This is a genomic window from Zooshikella sp. RANM57 (genome assembly GCF_050749885.1).
Taxonomy (GTDB): Bacteria; Pseudomonadota; Gammaproteobacteria; order Pseudomonadales; family Zooshikellaceae; genus Zooshikella.
This window is the reverse complement of sequence record NZ_JBOIUB010000011.1, coordinates 92,129-116,102: the sequence shown is the minus strand read 5'-3', so window position 1 is coordinate 116,102 and position 23,974 is coordinate 92,129. Positions and strand designations below refer to the sequence as shown.

Below are 23,974 nucleotides of genomic sequence, written 5' to 3'. Positions count from 1 at the left end.
TCAAATAAGAGTGCAATGAATCTATAACTTTAAAATAGTTAAATAAGCTACAACTGAAGTATGAGTTAAAAATTGTCATTTGTTTTTATTGTGTGCATTATTGCACATACATGCCTCACTAATAATAAAGAAAAAGATTAGGAGAAATGAATGATAAAAATAATAAGTCGTACACTATCAACAGTTGCTGCTGTTGCATGTATCGCATCAGCTCAAGCGGGGGTTATTACATTTGATGATTTAGATCCAGGAACTTCTGAAACAGCTTTGCCCCAAGGCTATGGTGGTTTTTCATGGTCAAGAAATGGGTCAGCACCTATTGTTGCATACAGTCGAGAATATGTTGAGACAAACAGTGGATATACTACAGGTGTTACTTCTGGTTCTAATGCTATTTTTAATGCATATGGAGCTGGTCCTGCTATTTTCGATTGGTTAAACCAAGACTCAACATTTGATTTTATTGGTGCTAACTTTACTTCGGCTTGGAATGACCAGGACATTATGTTTGCGGGTTGGCGCGATAATCAGCAAGTTTATCTAAGTGACAGATTTAATATAGGAACCGATGTGCCATTAAGTGTCCGTCTCGACTGGCACAACATTGATCGCCTGGTTATTTACAGTGAAAATCAAAGTGAATATCAGTGGGTGATGGATGATTTCAACTATAATGTACGTGTTCCAGAGCCTGCAACAGCATTGTTATTTGGTGTTACGCTGTTAGGTATGTCTCAACTTCGCCGTAAAAACAGTTAATGTTTTTAGGGAGCCTGGCTATCAGGCTCTTTTTACCCCCAAATCGTGATTAAGCTTGTATACGGTCACTCCCGCCTAATCTTGTACAGGTGTCAGGTTAATTTTCAAATGCTGTCATCTGCGTTCTTTGTTTTTTTGTAATGATCTGTTTTATACCGGAAAACATAATGTGGCATGACTTATGTAAGTAACTGAGTGGTTAATTTGTTTCTCATGACAGAATGATCTTTATAGCTTCGTTTAACCACTCCTGGTTAACATGTGGCGCAAGGACAAGGACGTCATTTCTTTTTTGCTTCCATATCTATTTTCATACGAGACGTTTCTTGTTTTGCGAATTAGTGCTGAGCTTTACTTTTGTGTATTAATACTGCTAGGCCCTAGTGAACAAGTATCTGTCATGAAGGAGAGTTGAGAGCAAAATGAATTATCGTTGGTTACATGTCAGTGGGATCAGTGGACTTTTAGCGGTTGCCTTGGGGGCATTTGGAGCTCACAGTTTACAATCCTCAATGACACCTCACTTACAGGCAGTTTATGAAACCGCCGTGAACTATCATTTTTACCATACGTTTGCTTTGTTGGGCATTGCCTTGCTGAGTGCCCATATACAGCACAAAATGCTTAACTGGGCTGGTTGCTGTTTTTTAACAGGTTTAATACTATTTTCTGGCAGTCTTTATTCACTCAGCATCACAGGTATTCGTTGGCTTGGTATGATTACGCCTCTTGGCGGGACTCTGTTACTGTTAGGCTGGTTGTTGTTAGTGATATTAGCCCGAAAACACTCCAGCCTCAGCCATAAAGTAGATTAGTACTGAAAGTTGTGAGTAACGCAAACTTTAATGATTACACTAATCTTGCAATCAAGTCTGGTTTTGACCTGGCTAATCCCTATAATCTGCACTTTATTGAAGTAAGCGCCAGGATATTGGATGGGGCTCAGTTTGGGCTAGTGCTTAGAGCTGGCCTTAGGAGGTCACATCATTCTTGGTGGAACTGAGCGTTATTGTGAAGTTGAGATAAAGTGATGACAGAGGATTCTGTACCGGGTAGGCAGCACCGGGTTGTTAAAAGCTTTGTCATTCGTGCAGGGCGGATGACAGCGGGACAGCAGCGAGGTTGGAATGAAGTTTGGCCGAAGATGGGGCTGGAGTTCGTTCCTGAACAAATTGATCTTGCCCAGTTATTTGGCCGAAATGCACCAACCGTTGTTGAAATTGGGTTTGGTATGGGGCACTCACTGTTAGAAATGGCTAGGCTGGCACCTGATACCAATTTTATTGGTATTGAGGTTCATCGACCTGGAGTCGGTGCATTGCTAAATGAAGCTGATAAGCAAGGGTTAACTAACCTAAGAGTATTCTGTCATGATGCTGTAGAGGTTTTTAAGCACTGCATTCCTGAGTCTTCACTGGCACGGGTTCAGCTTTATTTTCCTGATCCTTGGCATAAAAAGCGTCATCATAAACGGCGCTTGGTACAGCCCGCTTTTGTTGAACTTGTGCGTTCAAGATTAGAGCGTGAAGGGCTGTTTCATTTAGCGACTGACTGGGAAAACTATGCAGAACATATGGTGAGTGTTTTAGCAGAAGCCAATGGTTTTCGGAATACTGCAACTGAACACTATCCATATATTGAGCGTCCAGACTTTAGACCTTTAACGAAGTTTGAAAAACGTGGTCATCGCTTAGGACATGGTGTTTGGGACATGATTTATCAACGTTCGGAATAATTCCCTTCTTATTTTCTTAAAACGTCTTATTTACCTCGTTTGAGGGTTTATGGAAACCCTCATTACCTGCTTTCTCCCCACTTATTTTATATTTCAAACTGCTATAACAGATAGTTCATCAATGAAAAGATAGGGTATGTGTGTCATGAGGGTGCGTGAAATATGCTACATTGAACATGCCACCTACTTTTTCCTTATAGAAGACATATGCCGAGAAGTTACATGGTATTAAGGTCTTATTAAAAGAGCTGTTCAGAGTGACCACCTGGAAAGGTACCTTAAACATTATAAATAGTTAAAGCATGGGTAACTGCCATGGAGTTGTTAATAATACTTGTAGGGTTAGTTCCTTTAATGGTGATTGGCCTGATTATATGGAACTTTTTTTTACAAGGTGCCATTAGCGAGTTACGTATTCAGCTAAAGCATTCAAGTGAGCAAATCACTGCGCTAAGCAAACAAGTAGCTGAATTAACACAACAACTTTCTTCTTTTTTTTCTGCTACAGATAAGCCTTCAACCTCATCGCCAATGGATAAGGTTATGCCTAAGAAGGAGGCTGATTCCACCAGTACTAATACAGTTTCCGTTGAACAAGTTGCTGCTGAGCCAGCGGTCATAGCAACAACCAGTGTTGCCTTTTCGGCTAAATCTGAATTGGAACAAGAAAGCGATGTTGCCGATCAACCACAGAACTTTGCAGCTCAGAGCCAAGCAGAAGAGAGTAATGTTAGGACTTATGCAGAGGAGCATGTAGGTTCTACAGAACAGAAGTGGTCAGAAGAAAGGGTAAAAGATAGTTATCAGCCTGATGTTATCTCTCGATTTATTACCTTTGTGATCAACTATTTCACGACAGGTAATGTCGTTGTGAGAGTGGGTATTATTGTCTTGTTGTTTGGCGTTGCCTTTTTGTTGAAGTATGTAGCTGAACAAGATCTCATTTCCATTGAGCTGCGACTACTGGCTGTATGTACTTTAGGGGTGGGATTATTGGCTTTTGGGTGGAAAATACGTCATACCCGTAGGCTCTATAGTTTAATTGTGCAAGGCGGGGGAATAGGCATTGTATATTTAACATTGTTTGCTGCCTTCAGTTATTACCAACTTCTTAGCTCACTTATCACCTTTGTGCTGATGCTGTCATTAATTGGGATAACGGCCTATCTCGCCATTTTGCAAGATGCACGTAGTATGGCCATATTAGCACTCGTGGCAGGTTTCTTAGCACCGGTGTTGATATCAACAGGGCAAGGTAACTATATTCATCTTTTCAGCTTTTATTTATTGCTTAATATTGGAATTGCATTGATCTCTTGGTTTAAGGCTTGGCGATTACTTAATGTTCTAGGTTTTGTGTTTACAGTTGTTATTGCATCAGCCTGGGGTGTTACGCGTTATCAACCTAGCTTCTTTGTATCCGTTGAATTATTTCTTATCGCTTTCTTAGTTTTGTATACACTCATTGGCCTGCTCTATGCGCGTCAGATAAAAATGCAATTTTCTCAATATCTTCAACAGCAAGGAGGGTGGATAACTTCTGGATTGTATGTCGACAGCACACTGGTTTTAGGTTCTCCCATAGTCGCTTTTTCCTGGCAAACGTTATTAACACAACATAAACCGTATGCACTTGCGTTTAGTGCTCTTATTTTAGGGGGGTGTTATTTTGGCTTGGCACAGGTAATGAAAAAAACAACGACTATGACACTTCCCTTATTAGGCCAGGTTTATTACGCCTTGGGCTTAGTATTTTGCAGTATATCATTACCTTTAGCATTAGATGGACAGTGGAGTAGTGCTGCCTGGGCGATTGAGGGCGCGGGTTTAGTATGGTTAGCGTTACGTCGGTTGAACCGCAAACTCATGTGGTTTGGAATTTTATTACAGCTTTTATCGGCAGGAATTTTCTTGTTTGATATTGCCCCTAGTTATACCTTGATTGCGGCATTACCTTCTAATTGGCTGGCAACGTCTCTTATCGCGTTAGCTGCTTTTTTTAGTGCTTACTGGTCGTTCAAATTAGCACCAGTAAACTGGCGCAGTTCTACTTGGTTAGAAACCATTGGCTGGTTGTGGGGGCTTTGCTGGTGGTATGGCGGGGCAATGAATCATTTTGACATATTTATTGCTGATCGGTGGTTTTTGACTGTTTTACTCGTGTTTGCTGTGATGACCAGTGTTGTTTTTCAAGTGGTCGATGAATGGTTTGACTGGCCATTATTACAGTCACATATATGGTTGTTTATAACATTAATGGCTGTAACCCTTATGGCTTTTATACTGACAAAGGAGAGTCCCATTAGTGATGGTGGTTTCTGGTTATGGCCCTTAACCTTTGTCTGGCTAATACAGCAGCTGTGGCGAGGAGATTGGATGCCTTGGGTACTTCCCTTGCGGGGAATTAACCACGCTGTCTGTGCATGGATGTTAGCGATTCTTTTTAGTTGGGGCGGGTATGAATTTGCTAAGTTATGGTTTGACACTACAAGTGCGTGGGTTTTTTGTGCATTGATGTTTGGACCATTGCTGATTTTTGCTGGAATACAGTTTCATCATACCTGGCCTGTAACAGCACATCAACGAGCTTATTGGCGATTAACAGCAATGCCTTTGTTAGCCGTCATGCTGTTCTGGCAGCTAATTTCCCTGGGACATCCTGGAGATACTCAACCTTTAATTTTTATTCCGTTGTTAAACCCTATTGATCTTGTGTGGCTAGTTAGCTGGATACTCACTGTCCGCTGGTGGATTCGTTGCCGCCGTAACCAGCTGTTTCCTAGAGTTGAATATCAGATTTTGTATGGCTTATTAGGCGGGGCTGCTTTTATTTGGGCCAATATCATTATTGCGAGAGTGCTTCACCATTGGGTTGGAATTTACTATGACTTTTCAATAATGTTTTCTTCAGCATTAGTGCAAGCGGTTTACTCTATATTTTGGGCATTAACTGGGGCTGCACTCATGTTTTATAGTGCGCGAATCCAATGGCGTTGGTTATGGATTAGTGCTGTAGTCCTATTGTCTGTTGTTGTGATAAAACTCTTTATTATTGATTTATCATCAACTGGCACGTTAGCTAGAATTGCAGCTTTTTTAGTTGTTGGCTCATTGTTATTGGGTATTGGCTATATTTCACCAATACCTCCAGCTGAAAACAAAGAAACTGCTGACCCAGGTTGAAGGTAAAGAATAAAACCAAGATAGAGAATAATCGTTATCGACAGTTGCATACTTTGATGCTAAGGCCCCTCTAAAAATAAATATGGACAGGAAGCATGAGATTCAGTTAAATTTTTTGTACTTTTGTTTTGTTTCTGGTTTTTGTTAAACGCTAAAAACTGCTATTTAAGTCATTCCCACTATTACTTTCCTTCTATTTATATACATCAGTTTACGGATGATTCTAATAAGTATTAGAGTTAAATCTGTGCAAGAGGTAAATTATTAAGTGTAGTGTATAAATTATTTTGATATAATTTCTCGTTTAGTAATAGGTTAAACTGTGTTTTTATATTGAATGGTCATATTGCTCGTTAACTGTATTGGAGTGACAAGGTCATTCAGGTAATAAAAAAATCACCTTAGAAAGATTCTCTTTAAGGATGATATAAGTAAAAGCACAATAGTGAAAAACGAGAATAACAGGGATTCAAGGATGGAGAATCTAAAGAAAATTTCTCAGATGCATCTTGACAAAATGACAGTGAGTGGTTTGATTCGTTTTCGGCAATTCTGTGAATTATTAGAAGAGAGTAATGGAGAACTCAATGAATTACGAGGTACATTATCTAAGAATGACTTAGATTGTATCATCAAGGTGGGGAAAAAACACAATTTGATACGTTATATGCCGAGTCAAATGTATGATGCTCGCTATCGCAGAGTTAAATTAACAGCAAAAGGTAAAAAGCTCTTCAAACTAGTCACCTAGCATGTGAGAAGTTTTCTTTTTGAGTTAAATGATTTTACTTTTGATATGCTGCTATGGTGCGGTAGATATGAAAAGTAAGCGTCAAAAAAATGCAATGCGAAATCTATTGTCACTCTACCCTCAGGAGAAGACTGAGGGTAGTTGTTTAGGTAGTTCAGGATAGACTAACAGCGGCTATGATTTGCGAACACCTTCGATAGATAAATACATTTCAACTTCTTGCGATGCGGGACCAAGGTCGTAGTTAATATTGAAATCCTTTAAGGCAAACTTTGTTGTACCTTCAAAGCCTGCACGATAACCACCCCAAGGATCTTTTCCTTCACCAATTTTATTAACGTCAATCGCAACTTCTTTGGTGACGCCATTAAGTGTTAGATCCCCAATAAGTTTTGCTGTGCCATTACCATTTTCAGTGACTTTTTTACTTTTGAACGTTGCCGTGGGGTGTTTGTTTACATTCAAAAAGTCTTTACTGCGAATGTGTTTGTCACGCTCTGCATGGTTAGAGTCAACACTAGCTGTTTTAATTGTTACGTTGATTTTTGAATCTGCTGGTTTTTTATCATCGTAGCTGAATGTACCCTCAAACTCATTAAAACGGCCTACTAACCAGCTATAGCCAAGATGTTTGATTTTAAATTGAATAAAGGCATGGGCACCTTTAGTGTCAATGACATAGTCAGCGGCTGATGCGATAGAAGCAAAAGACATTGAAACAGGTAATAATGCGATTGCCAGAGTTTTACGTAGAGTGCTCATGAGGTCTCCTTTTTACATATAGTTTTGTGTTGGTTTATTGGGAAGGTTTACTTAATCCCAAAATTCGTTTGAGTGTATTATCTTTATCAATGATGTGATGTTTAAATGCAGCAAGGGCATGAATAACGGCAAGTATAATGACAGAAAGTGCAAGGTAATAATGGATTTCACCTGCAAGATCTTCCTGATGTTCGATGCCTGTTACGAGTGCAGGTATACTAAACCAATTAAAAACTTCAATAGATCTGCCATCAGCTGTTGAGATCAGATAACCACTTATCATGATGCAGAAAAGCAACAAATATAAAAGTAAATGCACACCATGAGCCGCAACACGCTCAAATTTACTTAATGAAGGTAGCGGGGCTGGTGGAGGGTTAAACAGTCTCACTAATACACGGAAAACAAGTACGGCGAATAAGATGATACCTATACTTTTGTGAATATCAGGTCCAAGTCGATACCAGGGGTCATAATAGCTTAGACTTCGCATCCATAAGCCTAGAATAAAAAGACCTATAACTGAAATAGCAACAAGCCAGTGTAGACTGATAGAGATCCAGCCGTATTCATCTTTGGTATTTTTCAGTTTAGGCATTGCTGCTTACCTTTATCATCAGTCAAATCTTATTTATCTAAAATAGCCATGAGCTTTATTTTTTATGGCGGCAACCACCATGTATAGTGTTGACTTGGGTAGTTATACACTCTTTATATAATGACTTTCTTACACAAGCAGTTGTCGTTCATGCAGTTCTCTTAATAGCTCACTATATATACACGTGTTCTTTGGATCATGTTAAATGAGAAAGGTTCCCATCCACACTTGAGAGTATATTAGAAGGTGGCAATGACTGAAAGCTTTAACGTCGTTATACTAGAGTGACTGCTGAGTATCTGTGCTAGTCACTTTACAGTTAGGAATGACAACAACATGAGTGAGTCGAATAGACAAAAACATTGGTCAAAAGTTGAGCTTTTGCATGAAACGGTTAAAAACCCCAATATTCATATTAAAGGAACCCATAGCTATTACAGTGACGCTTGGGGTGGCAGTTTTGAAGAGTCAGTAGTACGTTATTTATATGGTGATGAGTACAGTTTGAAGGCCTGGGAGTCGCCATGGACGGTTGATAAACTCTATATTGGTGATTATGTGTGTATTGCCGCTGAAGCTGTTATTTTAATGGGAGGCAATCATAACCATCAGATTAATTGGTTTAGTCTTTATCCTTTTATTGATCAAGTGACAGCGTCATATGAAGGAAAAGGCGATACTATTATTCATGATGGTGCATGGATAGGAATGCGGGCAATGATTATGCCTGGAATTGAAATAGGCGAAGGTGCTGTGATAGCAGCCAATGCTGTGGTAACAAAGGATGTTGCACCTTACACGATTGTGGCTGGTAATCCTGCAAAAGTCGTTAAAACTCGATTTCCGGAAAATGTTATAGAAAGAATTCTTCATCTAAAGGTGTATGATTGGCCTGAGCAGAAATTTAATGCGTTAAAAAAATATATCTGTGCAAATGATATTGATGCTCTCGAAAATGCATCCAAAAACTATACTCGGTAATTTTTCCTCCTAAATATCTGTTATTTACCTATCAAGCTAAGAGCCTAAGACGAGAGGCTCCTATATTCTTACTTATTGCTAACAGTGATTTAATTGAAATTAATTTTGCTAAAATGTGAGCTTTGTCAATTAGCTAATGCACTATTTTTGCTGATGGAAAGGTCATAAATGTTTTATTGTTGAAAATTTATCCACAATAAAGTGAGTATAAAAATCAATGTTAGGGATAGGTCAGGAATAAGGTATGCCAATTAATCAGGACGCTGTAAATAGCCTAATAGATATAGCAACACCCTCTGGGACAAGCTGTCGAGTATATTTTGTTGAACCTGCAAACTTAATGACAGCGATAGATTTTTTTAAGCGCATTACTGGTCAAGGTGTACCGAGCTTAACCAGCATGAATGTTGCAAGTGGAGGCTTCTTTTTTCATACTCACAGTGAGAATATCGATGGTAGCCGAGTAAATGTAACTTTGCGTGGTGGCTCAAGCAGCATAGTGCCTATTTCACGAACCTTGTGTACGCCATCTGGAGATGAAACAAGCACCTATAATCTGCCAGGATGTACAACACTTGATATTACTAACCCTGAAGCACTTTCAAATGTGCCTCGGTTCAGTGGAAATTCTACACGTGTGGAATTTAAGTTTACCCAGCGGGAAGAAATGGTTATTGCTGGGTTTGGAAACTGATAATAATGCTACCTGAATTTGCAGATAGCATTATTACTTGATTTAATTAATAAGTCTTAGCCAGAAATAACTTTTGATTTACGTTTTTTGGCTATTAAAGGCAGGCCAAATAAAAATAGCGTAATCAATGATGGCTCTGGTACAGGGAGAAGTGTCATATTTGTTCTTATAACAACAGAATCTATGACATCTTCAAAACTGTATTGTAACCCAAAAATAAGGTCTGCTCCTCCGGGTAAGCCTAGCGCTTCTGGTGAGCTATCAAGCGCTGTTGGAAGGTTATCCAGTAATTCATCGAGTAATGTGACTGGCCCACCAAACTCAACTAATTTTCCACCAAAGATGTCCAAGTCAAAAGCGGTGGGTTGGGTGAATATAAAAACACCATCTTGCATAGTGCTCCAAGCTTGGGTGGTGACGATTGAGTTAGTATCGTAGTTTACTTGATCAATCACATCCACGCCGGCATGAGTGCGATGTACGACTTTGTCATCAAAAAAATCATGAATATCTAAGTCAGTATACTCGAACCAGTCTAAATCTATAGGGCTACCAGTCTTATTTGTAATAATGATGTCCTTGCCCACTTGAGAAATACGTCCTGCATCATTTGATGTTTGTAAACGATAAATTTCTTCAATACGAAGACTGGAAGTATCACCATCCCACACAACGTGTATTACTTTTTCATCCTGATCTTCGGTGGACATAAAATCGTCAAAATTAAAGTTATTGCTTGGGTTGATTTCGCCTCCCGCAGCACCAATCCGGTAAAAAGAGGCTTGAGAAAATAGAACATTTTGAGCATCAACACTCCACTCAGTTAAACCACCAGGCATTTTTGCTTTAAAGCTGAAGCCATCATCAATAATACTAGGTGCTGTAGCACTGTACCTTATAATATGTTCAGACCCATCTATTGGGTCAATAGCAGATACACTACATCCTCCAGCACAGTCTAGGGGGACAGCATTAACACTAAAAGAGCATGCTAGTAAAACAGGTAAACCAATTAGACCTGCGTATATATTATGTAATATGTTTAGCTTCATATTTAAAGCCTCTATAAATTAATGTTTAAATATAATTGAGAATCATTTTTAATAGATATGGGGTTGCCAAAAGTCAGTAGGCTAAAAATTATTGGCAATTAGTGTTTCAATTTAAAAACTGTATTGTATTTAAAGGGGAGAGGAGACTTATTTTTTGAAAAAGGTATTTGCTAGGCTGTGATGAACATTATTTGTAATAGTTAATGACGATTATGTAATTATTGTTTATTTTATTTTTTTGAATAATGATGTTTAGTAAGCAATCTAACTGGTATGATCAATATGATACGCTTTTGAGTGGAATTGTTATTAATGAATGAAATATGTGGCGTATAAAAAACAAACAATCACTTTGGGTTTAAGTATTAATTAAGGAGTATTTGGAAATCTATTAGCATGTAAAAAGCTATTAATACTTATCAATATTTAATGCGGTAAGTATAGCTTTTTACTGTGTGTTATATTTCTGATGAGCTTAAAGTAAAAGCGTGTTTATGAAGGGGATTAGATGTCATCACCATAAATCGGGTTTAAAAACCATTAGGTAGAAAATAATAATAACACTAATAAATGCGGGCCAACCTAGACTATACCAGTACGTCATAAGTTTACGGTAGGTTTTAGGTAGGGGGCTATGTTGCTCTAGTGCGGTTGCAGCTAACTGTGCTACTTTTATTTGAATATACACAACTGGTAACCAACAAAGTCCTGTTACTATATATAAAAGTAGGCTGGTAAGAACCCATGATGTTGTTAAAGGAATGCCCACACCAGTTAACATTAACAAGCCAGTGACAGGCTGAATAATGACTGCAGGCGTGGTGAATAACCAATCAGCTAACACGACGTTTTTACTGGTAAGAGCAATAGTGTTGAGGTTATGACTACGATCAGCACGCCACATATAAAACGCTGTGCCTAACCCTGTGCCAAACAACAGTGTTGAAGAGAGTATATGTACTAATTTTAGCAATAGGTAATATTCAACCATAGTGACTTATTTCAACGACTGTCTGTTATTATCCAATATACCCAGAGAGAAGATATTACTGCTAGGTTTTTGAGTAATCCTCCTAAAGGATCCAACCAGGTAAAGGGAGCCAAAACGCCTAAAACCAAAGTGTAACTAAGAACAGATAACAGCATTAGACAGAGTATAAGTTTAGGTTGCCAGCGTAGGATAAAGAGAATAGCTAATGTGAGGTCTAAAATGCTACTTGATAAAACCAAAGGTGCTTGAGTGCTGTAAGGTATGTTTATAGCATTTAAAATAGGTGAATATTGCTCTGGAGTTGCTGTAAACCCTGCAATAGCTGAAAGGATCCAGATAAAACTGATCAATGTAAATAAAATGGGTTTAACCCAATACAGCTTCGCGTGCCAGCGGTCCTGAACAAAACTAGCTGAACTCATTAATGTATCTTTTAGTGACTTAGGCTGGAAGTGCAGTGTATCTACCAAAACTTGGGATTCTTTTGATGGAATGATATTGCCATGTTCAAGCATTTTTAACAGCGTGCTATTAAAAGGCACAATATTTAATTTATTATTAACTTTTATTAATTTAGTAAAAATGTTACTGGGTATGTTAAGCCATAATGGGGGCTTCCACTTTAGCCATTGTCGAATCAATAAAATAAATTCTTTAATTGTTAGCACGTCTGGTCCAGCGGGATAAAATGTTTGTCTGCTGCCATTATAGATGAGCAGCTTTAAAACAGTCTGTGCAAGGTCCTCTAAAAGAATAGGCTGAAGCTGTTGTTGACCATTATTAACAAGAGGAATTATAGGTAAACTGGCAATGGCTCTTAAAAGGGATGTACCACCATATGAGCCGCTACAGGAAAATACGACTGATGGCCTGACAATGACAGCACTAGGGAAGTATTGATACAGGTAATCATCAAACTGGTGTTTACTTTTTATAAATTCGCCATCTTTAGGTTTCCCTAAGGCTGATAGTTGAATGAATCGCGTAATGCCTTGCTGTACACAGGCTTCAGCAAGCGCTTTAGGGCTTTGAAAATGAAGTTGGGAAAATTCGCCACAATAGCGTTCAGTAAGAATACCTGCACAGTTTATAACCGCATCAATTTGTTGAATATGTGGAAGCCAGTCTTCAACCGCGAGGTGAGCAGAAAAGTCTATTGAGGCGACTTTTAAGTTTGGATGGCGTGGTAAGTTGTGAGGATTTCTGGCGCAGGCTTTAACTGAGTGACCTTCTTGAAGCAGCAATTCAACAATGGCGCTACCAATGAAACCTGCGGCGCCAGTGATTAGAATATTCAAACGGTATTCCTCTGGTCAAATGTTCAAGAAGTACTGAAATAATATTTTGGAGTTTCGTTACTAATTGTTGTCTTGTGACTGTATTTTAACTTTCACCTAGGTCTGTTGTCTATAATATAAACACTATACCCTTCACGAATCATTTTTAGGGTTTGTTGCCATCGTTCTTGACCAGGGATGCAGTTTATGCAGGAGCATTTAACTGCCATCCCTGTCTCTTATTAATATAAGTTGGATCGGCTTCATTGCTTGATGGCTGCGCCTAAAAGAGCTTCGTTATGGAGATATAGTAATTGTTATGTCTACATTTGTTGTATACACCTTTTACTGAAGTTTTATCTGGTTGGAGTAGTCCGTGAAAGTTATTTCTGTGGTAAAGTATTTATTCACAATAATTGGTCTTGCTATGCTTGTGGGGGCATTTTTTGCGTATAAAAATTCTCATGATTTTGTAGCTGAAGCAATCCATACTAATGGTACTGTAGTTGAATTGATTAGCTCAAGATCTAGTGATTCTATTAGTTATAGGCCTGTTGTTGAGTTTAAAACCAAAGAAGGTGATTTGATTGAGTTCACATCTTCAACAGGAAGTAATCCTCCAAGCTATTCAAGAGGAGATGCTGTTGAAGTACTTTACTTAGAGTCATACCCTGATAAGGCTGAAATTAATAGTTTTTTCTCGTTGTGGGGGCTTTCAACTATTTTAGGAGGTATGGGCGCTGTTTTTTTCTTGGTTGGCTTCTTAATAATTCTCTTCGGTGGTTTAAAAAATAAAAAGAGAAAGTATTTGTTAGAGAGAGGATATCCAGTAAAAGCAGTATTTCAGAGTGCTGAAATTAATGGCTCGCTCAGCGTAAATGGTCGTAACCCTTACCAAATTTATGCTCAGTGGAAAAACCCAGCAACGAATGAATTACATTTATTTAAGAGTGAGAATATTTGGTTTGATCCTTCTGATCATATTTCGCAGGAAGAAATAACAGTATTTATCGAAAAAGATAATCCTAAGAAATACTATGTTGATATTTCATTCCTTCCTAAACTAGCTAACTAATGTGAAATTTTCTGCTATGGATACCCTTTGCCTTGAATATTCTTATTATTTCGCTAGCACTTAGGGCCTGTTAGCCACCACTGCCGTAGACTATTTTTTCGCCTAGCAAGGAACAGGGAATGCCGTGTAGTCATTCTACATAAATGAAGTGTAACACCGCTAGGTGGAAAAAAATCACGGCCCGAAGGGTCATAACAGTGATATTCAAACAGTGTTAACAGGCCCTAGCATGATTCATGAAGTGCAGATTAGTGGCAGTGGATAAGACTCTAAACTTAACGGACTAGTCCCTCTATAAACACAAACAGCGTTTGGTGCTATGCTTGTTGATAAAGGCTAGGCCAAACGTTAATGGTTGTTTATGAAAAGACTGCTAGCTGTAATGTTGCTGATTGGCGGTAGTTTTTCTTATGCTGAAGAGAGTGAGCATAAAGTACTGCAAATTGTTTCAGGTGAGTATCCACCTTGGGCATCTAAAGACTCTAAAAAAGGTGGATTTGCGAATCATATTATTTCTGAAGTTTTTAGTAGAGAAGGTTATTTCGTAGAATACACTTATTTGCCTTGGGCAAGAACGTATAGTGAAGCCAAAAAGGGAGGTTATGATGCAACTTCTCTTTGGTATCCCTCAAAAGAGCGAGAAAAACTATTTTATTACAGCAATTCGCTAGGTGAAGAGGAAGTTGTTTTTTTTCATTTAAAAACAACTCGTTTTAATCAATGGAATGACTTTGAAGATCTTAAAAAATATAGAATTGGAGCAACGCGAGGGTATACTTACATCCCAGAGTTCTGGATTGCAGTGAAAGATAATAGACTGAATGTTGTTGTAAATAATTCTGATGAGATAAATTTTAAAATGTTACTGAGAGGACGAGTAGATCTATTCCTTTCTGCAACAGTTTCTGGTTATGCTATTTTGAATAAGAATTTTTCGCTAGAACAAGTACAGATCGTTACATATAACCATAAACCTTTATTTAGTAATACCAATCACTTACTTTTTTTAAGAAAAAAAGCCAATTCTAAACGTTTACTTAAACTGTTTAATAAAGGGTTACAGATCCTTATTGATGAGGGGGCTTATAATAACTATTATGATATGTTGCTTAAAGGCTATTACTCTCCAAAATGAAAGACATTTTTTGATGAATTCATTGGGATATTAATAATAAATAAGTGAAAATGTAACATGATAAAGGCATAATATATTATTTTATTGTGTTTTAAATGACCTTAAAAATAGACCGAGTCCTCCCATTGCAAGTACTAAAATAGTAATTAATTCAAAAGCAGTCATAGAACGCATGCTGAAGTGTATTGAGGAAATAACACCAAAAATAAGGGCAGTGAGTGAACCAAAGGTTAGTAACCAGCCAATAAAATTTTTAGCATTATAGAACAACATACCGATACCGAAGATGAAGGGTACCATTACCATGCCGCTGGTAATATTAAATTGACCTCCAAATAAGTTAAGGCCATAAAGACGCATACCCATGTTAAATGAGGAGTTAACCATAATGGCATTAAACAACATGTAGAAGCCGGCACACATCATGCCAAGGCCAATTAAAAACTGTCCAATACCTCCGTTCGTTCCACCTGCGCCTCTCATTCATACCCCCATAAAATGTTGTTTTATTGTATAACTATAACTCATTATCTGCAGAGCACGGTTATAGTTCTATAGTCCTGCATTGGGTGGAAAGAAGAAAGCCTATGTTGTGCAGGTTTGAGAGGGGGAAGCTGATTCGAGGTAAAAGAAAGCCGCATTCTGCGGCTAAAGCCAATAGCAGTTTCTGTCTTAAAACCTGACTTACAAGATAGTTAATGTATACACATTAAGATGTAGTATGTTGACATTGACTGTTGTTATTACCTTTGTAGGTCAGGTTAAGCGTGTTAAGTACCTTATCTTAACCAATCTCAAGAGTGTTTCCCTTGATGTTTGGGGGTACTCAACATAAATTTAGCCTAATAACAAAGTGTTGCGAAAAAAAGACAAGTGTATTAAATATTTAATTTAGAATCATGTAGCTAAAATATTAAGTATGCTTGTTTGGTAGAGCAGAAAGAAGCCGCTGAATCAGCGGCTAAAGTGGCATTTTCGTAATGACCTAGAATAACTACATCATTAGACTAAGAGATAAATTTTACAGAAAAGTGACATTGGTGTGGCATGTTTGTGATATCAGCTTTTAGTTACTTTTTATGAGAGTATATTATGCACTTTTAAGATGGCTGGCTTAGTGTGTAACGAAACAGGGTGGAATGAATCTATGCAAACCTTACAAGTAGCGTTAGGTGAACGGAGTTATCCTATTCACATTGGTCCAGGTTTATTAGGGCAGCCTGATTTATTATCACCCTATATTCGTGGTCGACAGGTAATGTTAGTGACTAATGAAACTGTTGCTCCATTGTATTTAAATAAAGTGAAAGCTTCCCTGAGTGCATTTCAGGTAGACACTGTGATTTTACCAGATGGAGAAGCTTATAAAACATTAGATACCGTCAATTTAATTTTTGACCAGTTGCTTGAAAAGCGACATAACCGTACGACTACGCTTATTGCTTTAGGTGGTGGTGTCATTGGTGATATGGTTGGCTTTGCCGCTGCAACCTATCAACGAGGAGTTGATTTCATTCAAATCCCAACCACCTTACTGGCTCAGGTTGATTCCTCTGTGGGGGGGAAGACGGGAGTGAACCACAGGTTAGGCAAAAACATGATAGGGGCATTTCATCAGCCACGCTGTGTGTTAGCGGATACAGCAGCGTTAAAGACATTGCCTATTCGTGAACTATCAGCAGGTATTGCAGAAGTTATTAAGTACGGGTTGATTTGTGATCAGTCATTTTATGCCTGGCTGCAAATGCATACAAAAGACTTGTTAGCTTGTGATGACACTGCACTTGGCTATGCTATCAAGCGTTCTTGCTTAGCGAAGGCTGATGTTGTAGCTGAAGATGAACGGGAAGGTGGTATAAGGGCAATTCTGAACCTGGGACACACCTTTGGTCATGCAATAGAAACTCATGAAGGGTATGGCAGTTGGCTTCATGGTGAAGCAGTTGCTGTAGGTATGCTCATGGCAGTGGATTTGTCGATACGTTTAGGGTGGCTAGATGCTAATGAGTTGGAAGTTTTACAGCGCTTATTAGAGCAGGCCAAATTACCGGTTACTTCTCCAAAAGATATGACGCCAGAAGACTTTTTAAAACATATGGCTGTGGATAAAAAAGTGGTTGATGGCTCATTACGCTTGGTGCTTCTTGAAGCTGTAGGTAAGGCTATAGTGACATCTGACTTTAGCCATGACGCACTACTTGCGACATTAAAGAGTATATAGCAGTTACACTTACAAGCATTTTTTTACTGTTGCTAATATATACCAGTCATCAGTGTTAGATGCTAAGGATAGGCATCTGATACTGTTAGTAAAGCACTTACCTCTCTTAGCTAGTAGGCTATTAGCGTCTATTATGAGGGTATGCTCACTGAAAACTATGTTTTGGTAAGTATGGGGTGTTTGAAAATTGTACTCATAAATTTAGATTTATGCCCCAGTACAGGGGATAACTAATTGTAGGGATACTTGTTTAGTAAGAGATAGGCAAAGGATGGCTTTATCTGTTGATGGTAGGCTAATGACAAATCCAATAAAAGCCAGTGATGACCAGCTTGCGAAGAAAGATTTTCTGCGTATTTATGGTATGGCTCGAAATCCTTTTGTAGATCAAGGTGATTTGGGGCTGTTTTTTGCTGGGGCTGGACGTGGAGAAGTGTTGAAGCAAATCCAACATTTGCTTACCTTTACGCATTTATTACTACTGGTGACTGGCAAGGAAGGTTCAGGAAAAACACACCTCTGTAAAGTCCTCAGTAATGAAGTATCAGGCGAAAATGCACTTGTCATTAGTGGTACTGTAGGGATGGGGGTTACTGAATTTCTCAATCAAATAACACGACACTACACTCCCAAAAAAGCCTTGCCAGTTACACGTGTAGACTATGAGGCGCTATTAAAAAACTTACTTGCGGAATTAACTCGACCACAAAAACTTATTTTATTGGTTGATAATGCCCACCAATTAGATCCTCAACTGGTTTCATTATTAGTATCGTGGGCATCGGTTGCTGAAAAGGAAAATTACCCCGTTCACATCGTATTATTCTCTCTACCTCAGTTACAAAAAACACTACAAACTCATCCTAATCTTAAAAATCAGGAGCTGCTACATGAGGTTCAGCTTGATGATCTTAGTAGAGAAGATATTAAAAAATATGTGAACCACTGTTTAGAAAGTACAGGGTTAAGTAACCTATTTGAACTTAACAGTGAAGATTTGGACAAAATTTATAACTTATCTGTTGGTGATTTTAGTAAAGTAAATTTTTATGCACATGAGGTGCTGTTTGGCAGTATGAGTACACGACAAGATAGTAATAAATATGGCATTCCTAGCAAGCATCTCGTTGCAGCTTCAGTTGTTGCTTTACTATTGTTAGTTCTCGTAATTACACAACAGTTACTATCCGTTGATGATGATTCTACATCCGATGAAAAAGCGGCTGTAGTGATAATGGATGACACGGTTAAACCTGCTGTTGATATCCCGCAATGGGATTCGTCAGCGAAGCCTCCTGCTAACGATTCAGTTGATGGGGAAGATACACCAACAACTGTCATGGATATTGAGCTGCCTACTGTCGCTGTACAAGAGGATGAGTCTTCTCAAAAAGTGGCATCAAAAAATGATAGCCAAGCTAAAAGTAATAGTCAGTCTAATGAGGCGCAGCCTCCTACTAAAGCAGAATTATCGACAAGTGATAAAGTTGCACCTGTTAATAATGGTAAGGATAAACTTGCAGGCACAGTAATCCGTAATCAGGATAATTTAGCTGAGGTGCAAGTATCCACTTCGTCTGATACTCAAACGGAAGCCAAGGCAGTAAAAGCAGAGAAAACACCTGTCGCAGATACAAAGTCAGTAAAAAAAGCTGAAACAAAAAAAGTAAAACCTAGTCCGCCCCGAAAAACACCCGCCAAACAGGCCGTCACTAAAAAGTATTCAGGAGATGGTTCTTGGTTTTTAGCACAATCAAGCAAGTACTATGTATTACAAGTGTTGGGGACAAGTTCTGAGTCTGCTGCACGTACATTCATCCAGCGACACCAAAAGAACCCGCAACTGAAGTATTTCAAAACCCACCATAATGGACAGCCTTGGTATGTGGTTTCTTATGGACGCTACTCAACGCATGAAGTGGCAACAGCTGCCATTAAGAAACTACCGAATGCGTTACAGCAACAAAGCCCTTGGCCCCGCAGCTTACAAAACATCCAGCAAGAGATTCGTAAATATAACTGATGACCTGCCTGCTATCGCACATTGGTATTAGCTTTTACTATTCAATAGTCTTCACTAATAGTTGATTATAATTAGTAAGTTGGAAGGCATGCTCACGTAAAATTACAATCAGTGTCGTGCTTTAGTTTGTCCTTTATTATATGGTAGAGACGTAAATTTGTGTCTATGTGACATCACGGGTAAACTGTTTTCCCCCTTTTTGTTGGCAGCGATCAATTACAACTAAAGCTAAAGCCGCTAACATACTGTTTTTTTTGAAGAAATTCCTCGTTGAGAGTGTACCTTATGCGAGTTCTTTACCATCCTGAGCAGTTCAAGGATAACTGTGGCTTCGGCCTGATTGCCCATAAAGAAGGGCAGAAGAGCCACCACTTACTGCAAACCGCCATTCAGGCGTTAACATGCATGACCCATCGTGGCGGTATCGCTGCTGATGGTAAAACAGGCGACGGCTGCGGCTTATTGATTCAAAAGCCAGACAGCTTTTTACGAACCATTGCACAGGAGTCATTTCAAGCGCAATTGTCTACCCATTATGCTGTGGGTATGGTCTTTTTAAATGCTGATGAGTCAAAAGCAAACGTTGCCCGACAAGCACTAAATGACCAATTAGCCGATCAAGAACTGGAAGTGGTTGGTTGGCGGAAAGTGCCTACTAATCCAGAGTGTCTAGGTCCTATTGCCCTGGATCAGATGCCTCAGTTTGAACAGGTTTTTGTAAACTGTCCTGAATCCCTTACAGAAGAACAGTTTGCTGCCAAACTATTTATGGCAAGACGTCGAGCTCGCTTGAGTGTGACGGATGATGATGAGTTTTATATCTGTAGCTTGTCTCATACTGTTGTGACGTATAAAGGCTTAATGATGCCTGTTGATTTACCTAAGTTTTATCCAGACTTAGGAGATCCTCGGTTTGAAACAGCTATCTGTGTATTCCACCAACGTTTCTCCACCAATACCATGCCGCGCTGGCACTTGGCTCAACCATTCCGTTTTTTAGCGCATAATGGCGAGATTAATACCATTACAGGTAACCGGAATTGGGCCGAGGCTCGAACCAGCAAATTTAAGTGTGAGCTATTACCAGAAGTTGAAACGGTTAAACCTCTGGTTAACCGGACTGGCTCAGACTCTTCCAGCTTGGATAATATGTTGGAAGTGTTGGTAACAGGTGGTGTTGATATCTACCGCGCGATTCGGATGTTGGTGCCACCAGCCTGGCAGAATGTCGATACAATGGACCCTGATTTACGGGCGTTCTATGAATATAACTCCATGCATATGGAGCCTTGGGATGGTCCTGCCGGATTAGTAATAACAGATGGAGTTCGTGCCATTTGTGCACTAGACCGTAATGGACTGCGACCTTCGCGTTGGGTTATGACTAAGAATGGCTATATCACTGTTTCATCCGAAGTAGGCGTTTGGTCTTATCAACCAGAAGACGTCGTTGCGAAAGGCCGGGTTGGACCGGGTGAAATGCTAGCCATTGACACTGAAACCCATGATATTTACACCGCACATGATATCGATGGCTACCTGAAAACAAAGCAGCCTTATAAAAAGTGGTTAAAGCAACACGCTCACCGTATTCAGTCAAAATACATTGAACACACTTACCGTATTGACCACTTTGACAAAGAAGCATTGAAGTCGCATATGAAAATGTACCAGATTACGTTTGAAGAGCGTGATCAGGTACTGCGTCCATTAGCTGAAAATGCGCAAGAAGCTGTTGGCTCTATGGGAGATGATACGCCAATGGCGGTGCTCTCTCAGCGGATTCGCCCTCTGTATGATTATTTCCGCCAGCAGTTTGCTCAGGTGACTAATCCACCTATTGATCCTTTGCGGGAATCAATCGTGATGTCACTGGAAACCTGCTTAGGTGCTGAAAAGAATCCTTTTGAGCAAACACCGCTTCATGCAGCGCGCGTTATTTTGAGTTCCCCTATTTTATCTCCGGCCAAATTCTTAAACCTAACAAGAGATGATGGTCATGGGCTGGGTGTTGTCAAAATTAACTTAAATTATGATGCCTCTGAGGATTTAGCTCAGGCGGTTACTCGTATTTGTGATGAAGCTGAAGCTGCAGTAAGCGCTGGAAGTGTAGTGGTTTACTTGACTGATAGAGATATCGAAAAAGGCAAATTACCCATTCATGCTGCAATGGCGACAGGTGCAGTACATCACCGTCTGATTGATACTGGCCTACGAACCAGTGCCAATATTTTGGTGGAAACGGGGACGGCACGCGACTCCCACCATTTTGCAGTGTTACTGGGATTTGGTGCTACAGCAGTTTATCCCTATCTAAGCTACGAAGTCATTTGGGATTTGATTCAAACCCAAGAGGTGATGATTGATCCTATTGAAGCGAATAAGAACTTCCGTAGAGGCATTAAAAAAGGCCTGCTGAAGATCATGTCTAAAATGGGTATCTCCACTATTGCCTCATACCGTGGTGCTCAGTTGTTTGAAGCCATTGGTTTAAGCGATGAAGTGGTTGAGATGTGCTTTAAAGGTGTCGCTAGTCGTATAGCTGGCGCGCGCTTTAATGACTTTCAACAAGAACAATCACTGTTGGCAAAGCAAGCTTGGCGGATCAGTCAGTCTATCCAACAGGGTGGCCTGTTGAAATATGTGCATAACAGTGAGTACCACTGTTTTAATCCTGATGTGATTCAAACTTTGCAAATAGCCGTTCGCAGTGGTCGTTATGAAGATTACCAGCAGTATGCAACGTTAGTTAATCAACGTTCAGTGGCAACTCTGAGAGACTTATTAAGCCTGCAGATAACAGGTCAAGGCATATCGGTTGACCAGGTAGAACCTCTCAGTGAGATCGTTAAGCGCTTTGATAGTGCTGCTATGTCGTTGGGTGCCTTATCTCCAGAAGCCCACGAAGCACTTGCCGAGGCCATGAATCGGTTGGGAGCACGTTCAAACTCAGGTGAAGGGGGGGAAGACCCTGTTCGCTTTGGCACAAATAAGGTTTCCAAAATTAAGCAAATTGCTTCTGGACGTTTTGGTGTCACACCGCATTACCTGGTGAATGCAGAAGTGCTGCAGATAAAGGTCGCGCAAGGGGCTAAACCTGGAGAAGGTGGTCAGTTACCAGGCAGTAAAGTCAATCAGTTGATTGCTCGGCTACGGTATTCAGTGCCTGGCGTGACATTGATTTCGCCACCACCTCACCACGATATTTACTCGATTGAGGATTTAGCGCAGCTGATTTTTGATCTTAAGCAGGTCAATCCTGAAGCACTGGTTTCAGTGAAGCTTGTGTCAGAACCTGGTGTAGGGACTATCGCTGCAGGGGTGGCGAAGGCTTATGCTGATTTAATTACCATCTCTGGTTATGACGGTGGTACGGCCGCGAGTCCTCTTACCTCAATTCGCTATGCTGGCTCACCATGGGAGCTAGGTTTAAGTGAAGCCCACCAGGCGTTACGTCTAAATGACTTGCGTGGCAAAGTACGTTTACAGACAGATGGTGGCTTAAAAACTGGTCTTGATGTAATTAAGGCTGCCATTTTAGGTGCTGAAAGCTTTGGCTTTGGTACAACACCCATGGTGGCTATGGGCTGTAAATATCTGCGGATTTGCCATTTAAATAACTGTGCGACTGGTGTGGCAACGCAAAATCAGCAGCTACGTGATCAGTACTTTACGGGTACGGTCGAGATGATCATGAATTTCTTTACCTTTGTGGCGACAGAGGTGAGAGAGTGGCTGGCTAAACTTGGCGTATCACGTTTAGAAGATTTAATTGGGCGTACTGACTTATTAAAACGTTTACCTGGTGATACTGAAAAACAGCAGCGTCTGGATTTATCACCTTTGGTTGAGCAACAGCATATTCCAGCGGATAAACCACAGATTTGCCAGAGTGCGCGTAATGTGCCTTTTGATAAAGGACAGCTGGCGGAGCAAATGGTGAAAGACATGTTGCCGGCCATTGAACATCGTCAAGGCGGTGACTTTCACTATCAAGTTGGTAACTGTGATCGTTCAATTGGTGCGCGTCTCTCTGGGGAGATTGCCAAGCGCCATGGTAATCAGGGGATGATTGACAGTCCCGTGAATGTTTACCTGAAAGGTTCGGCCGGCCAGAGTTTTGGTGTCTGGAATGCCGGTGGCCTAAACATGTATCTGGAAGGGGATGCCAATGACTATGTAGGGAAAGGCATGACTGGCGGTAAGCTAGTCATTTCACCTCCGAAAAATAGTCAGTTTGAGTCACAACAGACGGCCATTGTTGGTAATACCTGTTGTTATGGTGCTACTGGAGGCAAGTTATTTGCTTCAGGGACGGCCGGAGAGCGCCTAGGGGTTCGTAACTCTGGTGCACACATTGTTGTAGAAGGCACGGGTGATCACTGTTGTGAATATATGACAGGCGGTGTGGTTACTGTCTTAGGTAATACGGGTCACAACTTTGGTGCTGGCATGACCGGTGGTTTTGCCTTTGTGTTGGATCAGGACCGGCACTTTGTAGATCGTTACAACCATGAGCTCGTAGAAATTCAACGGATAGATACGGAGACAATGGAGCAGTATCAGACCTATCTACACAGCATTATTGAAGAATATGTGACGGAGACCGGAAGCGCTTGGGGTGCTCATCTGTTAGAAGAAATATATGACTATATTGGCAAGTTCTGGTTAGTCAAACCTAAAGCAGCGAGCCTGAACATGCTGTTAGCTAGCATTCGTACCCGCCCTGAGTAGTCG

Annotated in this window: 18 protein-coding genes; 12 read left to right on the top strand and 6 right to left on the bottom strand. The window is 40.0% G+C overall.

Features of this window, described 5'->3' with window-relative positions; genetic code table 11:
- Nucleotides 1-150 precede the first annotated feature (150 nt).
- The 5 genes from ACQ96U_RS20515 (at nt 151) to ACQ96U_RS20495 (ending at nt 6,428) form a co-directional block, all read left to right on the top strand.
- Nucleotides 151-759, top strand: coding sequence for a PEP-CTERM sorting domain-containing protein (locus ACQ96U_RS20515; protein ID WP_431723138.1), 609 nt, complete (start codon nt 151-153; stop codon nt 757-759).
- A 422-nt stretch (nt 760-1,181) separates the two neighbouring features.
- Nucleotides 1,182-1,574, top strand: coding sequence for a DUF423 domain-containing protein (locus tag ACQ96U_RS20510; protein WP_431723137.1), 393 nt, complete (start codon nt 1,182-1,184; stop codon nt 1,572-1,574).
- Between the two features lie 215 nt (nt 1,575-1,789).
- Entirely contained in the window at nt 1,790-2,494 is a 705-nt protein-coding gene (trmB, locus tag ACQ96U_RS20505; RefSeq protein ID WP_431723136.1) for a tRNA (guanosine(46)-N7)-methyltransferase TrmB, read from the top strand.
- 315 nt (nt 2,495-2,809) lie between these two features.
- The gene (locus tag ACQ96U_RS20500) at nt 2,810-5,677 is read left to right on the top strand and encodes a DUF2339 domain-containing protein (protein ID WP_431723135.1); all 2,868 of its coding nucleotides are present in this window, start codon (nt 2,810-2,812) and stop codon (nt 5,675-5,677) included.
- A 502-nt stretch (nt 5,678-6,179) separates the two neighbouring features.
- Entirely contained in the window at nt 6,180-6,428 is a 249-nt protein-coding gene (locus ACQ96U_RS20495; protein WP_431723134.1) for a hypothetical protein, read from the top strand.
- 174 nt (nt 6,429-6,602) lie between these two features.
- On the opposite strand, the gene ACQ96U_RS20490 is transcribed toward ACQ96U_RS20495, so the two are convergent.
- Both ACQ96U_RS20490 and ACQ96U_RS20485 read right to left on the bottom strand, forming a co-directional pair.
- Nucleotides 6,603-7,190: a YceI family protein gene (locus ACQ96U_RS20490; RefSeq protein WP_431723133.1), complete on the bottom strand. Its 588-nt coding sequence runs from the start codon at nt 7,188-7,190 to the stop codon at nt 6,603-6,605.
- Between the two features lie 34 nt (nt 7,191-7,224).
- Nucleotides 7,225-7,788 carry a cytochrome b gene (locus ACQ96U_RS20485; RefSeq protein WP_431723132.1) on the bottom strand — a complete coding sequence of 188 codons (564 nt, stop codon included), beginning with the start codon at nt 7,786-7,788 and terminating at the stop codon, nt 7,225-7,227.
- Between the two features lie 336 nt (nt 7,789-8,124).
- Here ACQ96U_RS20485 and ACQ96U_RS20480 point away from each other — a divergent pair, with 336 nt between their 5' ends.
- A complete protein-coding gene (locus tag ACQ96U_RS20480) occupies nt 8,125-8,769 on the top strand; it encodes a CatB-related O-acetyltransferase (protein ID WP_431723131.1) in 645 nt (214 codons plus the stop codon).
- Nucleotides 8,770-9,013: 244 nt separating this feature from the next.
- Nucleotides 9,014-9,463, top strand: a complete 450-nt coding sequence (locus tag ACQ96U_RS20475) for a hypothetical protein (RefSeq protein WP_431723130.1) — start codon at nt 9,014-9,016, stop codon at nt 9,461-9,463.
- Nucleotides 9,464-9,519: 56 nt separating this feature from the next.
- Here the strand turns inward: ACQ96U_RS20475 and ACQ96U_RS20470 are convergent, their stop codons facing one another.
- From ACQ96U_RS20470 to ACQ96U_RS20460, 3 genes are all read right to left on the bottom strand, one after another.
- Nucleotides 9,520-10,515 carry a hypothetical protein gene (locus ACQ96U_RS20470; protein WP_431723129.1) on the bottom strand — a complete coding sequence of 332 codons (996 nt, stop codon included), beginning with the start codon at nt 10,513-10,515 and terminating at the stop codon, nt 9,520-9,522.
- Between the two features lie 514 nt (nt 10,516-11,029).
- Nucleotides 11,030-11,506, bottom strand: a complete 477-nt coding sequence (locus ACQ96U_RS20465; RefSeq protein ID WP_431723128.1) for a DUF2269 family protein — start codon at nt 11,504-11,506, stop codon at nt 11,030-11,032.
- 11 nt (nt 11,507-11,517) lie between these two features.
- Complete coding sequence (locus ACQ96U_RS20460; RefSeq protein ID WP_431723127.1) at nt 11,518-12,804, bottom strand: SDR family oxidoreductase; 1,287 nt, start codon at nt 12,802-12,804, stop codon at nt 11,518-11,520.
- A 355-nt stretch (nt 12,805-13,159) separates the two neighbouring features.
- Here ACQ96U_RS20460 and ACQ96U_RS20455 point away from each other — a divergent pair, with 355 nt between their 5' ends.
- Together ACQ96U_RS20455 and ACQ96U_RS20450 are read left to right on the top strand one after the other, a co-directional pair.
- Nucleotides 13,160-13,858 (top strand): DUF3592 domain-containing protein, encoded by a 699-nt coding sequence (locus ACQ96U_RS20455; RefSeq protein WP_431723126.1) that lies wholly within the window; start codon nt 13,160-13,162, stop codon nt 13,856-13,858.
- 361 nt (nt 13,859-14,219) lie between these two features.
- Complete coding sequence (locus tag ACQ96U_RS20450; RefSeq protein WP_431723125.1) at nt 14,220-14,993, top strand: substrate-binding periplasmic protein; 774 nt, start codon at nt 14,220-14,222, stop codon at nt 14,991-14,993.
- 81 nt (nt 14,994-15,074) lie between these two features.
- Here the strand turns inward: ACQ96U_RS20450 and ACQ96U_RS20445 are convergent, their stop codons facing one another.
- Entirely contained in the window at nt 15,075-15,476 is a 402-nt protein-coding gene (locus ACQ96U_RS20445) for a hypothetical protein (protein WP_431723124.1), read from the bottom strand.
- A 664-nt stretch (nt 15,477-16,140) separates the two neighbouring features.
- On the opposite strand from ACQ96U_RS20445, the gene aroB reads away from it, so the two are divergent.
- From aroB to gltB, 3 genes are all read left to right on the top strand, one after another.
- Nucleotides 16,141-17,214 (top strand): 3-dehydroquinate synthase, encoded by a 1,074-nt coding sequence (aroB, locus tag ACQ96U_RS20440; protein WP_431723123.1) that lies wholly within the window; start codon nt 16,141-16,143, stop codon nt 17,212-17,214.
- A 298-nt stretch (nt 17,215-17,512) separates the two neighbouring features.
- Entirely contained in the window at nt 17,513-19,237 is a 1,725-nt protein-coding gene (locus ACQ96U_RS20435) for an SPOR domain-containing protein (RefSeq protein WP_431723122.1), read from the top strand.
- A gap of 285 nt (nt 19,238-19,522) precedes the next feature.
- Nucleotides 19,523-23,971 (top strand): glutamate synthase large subunit, encoded by a 4,449-nt coding sequence (gene gltB, locus ACQ96U_RS20430; protein ID WP_431723121.1) that lies wholly within the window; start codon nt 19,523-19,525, stop codon nt 23,969-23,971.
- The last annotated feature ends 3 nt before the right edge of the window (nt 23,972-23,974 follow it).

Coding starts and splice junctions, on each gene's coding strand:
- ACQ96U_RS20500 (WP_431723135.1), top strand. CDS start 2,810: ATGGAGTTGTTAATAATACTTGTAGGGTTAGTTCCTTTAATGGTGATT.
- ACQ96U_RS20475 (WP_431723130.1), top strand. CDS start 9,014: ATGCCAATTAATCAGGACGCTGTAAATAGCCTAATAGATATAGCAACA.
- gltB (WP_431723121.1), top strand. CDS start 19,523: ATGCGAGTTCTTTACCATCCTGAGCAGTTCAAGGATAACTGTGGCTTC.
- ACQ96U_RS20480 (WP_431723131.1), top strand. CDS start 8,125: ATGAGTGAGTCGAATAGACAAAAACATTGGTCAAAAGTTGAGCTTTTG.
- ACQ96U_RS20510 (WP_431723137.1), top strand. CDS start 1,182: ATGAATTATCGTTGGTTACATGTCAGTGGGATCAGTGGACTTTTAGCG.
- ACQ96U_RS20445 (WP_431723124.1), bottom strand. CDS start 15,476: ATGAGAGGCGCAGGTGGAACGAACGGAGGTATTGGACAGTTTTTAATT.
- ACQ96U_RS20450 (WP_431723125.1), top strand. CDS start 14,220: ATGAAAAGACTGCTAGCTGTAATGTTGCTGATTGGCGGTAGTTTTTCT.
- ACQ96U_RS20515 (WP_431723138.1), top strand. CDS start 151: ATGATAAAAATAATAAGTCGTACACTATCAACAGTTGCTGCTGTTGCA.
- ACQ96U_RS20495 (WP_431723134.1), top strand. CDS start 6,180: ATGCATCTTGACAAAATGACAGTGAGTGGTTTGATTCGTTTTCGGCAA.
- ACQ96U_RS20465 (WP_431723128.1), bottom strand. CDS start 11,506: ATGGTTGAATATTACCTATTGCTAAAATTAGTACATATACTCTCTTCA.
- aroB (WP_431723123.1), top strand. CDS start 16,141: ATGCAAACCTTACAAGTAGCGTTAGGTGAACGGAGTTATCCTATTCAC.
- ACQ96U_RS20435 (WP_431723122.1), top strand. CDS start 17,513: ATGACAAATCCAATAAAAGCCAGTGATGACCAGCTTGCGAAGAAAGAT.
- ACQ96U_RS20490 (WP_431723133.1), bottom strand. CDS start 7,190: ATGAGCACTCTACGTAAAACTCTGGCAATCGCATTATTACCTGTTTCA.
- ACQ96U_RS20485 (WP_431723132.1), bottom strand. CDS start 7,788: ATGCCTAAACTGAAAAATACCAAAGATGAATACGGCTGGATCTCTATC.
- ACQ96U_RS20470 (WP_431723129.1), bottom strand. CDS start 10,515: ATGAAGCTAAACATATTACATAATATATACGCAGGTCTAATTGGTTTA.
- trmB (WP_431723136.1), top strand. CDS start 1,790: ATGACAGAGGATTCTGTACCGGGTAGGCAGCACCGGGTTGTTAAAAGC.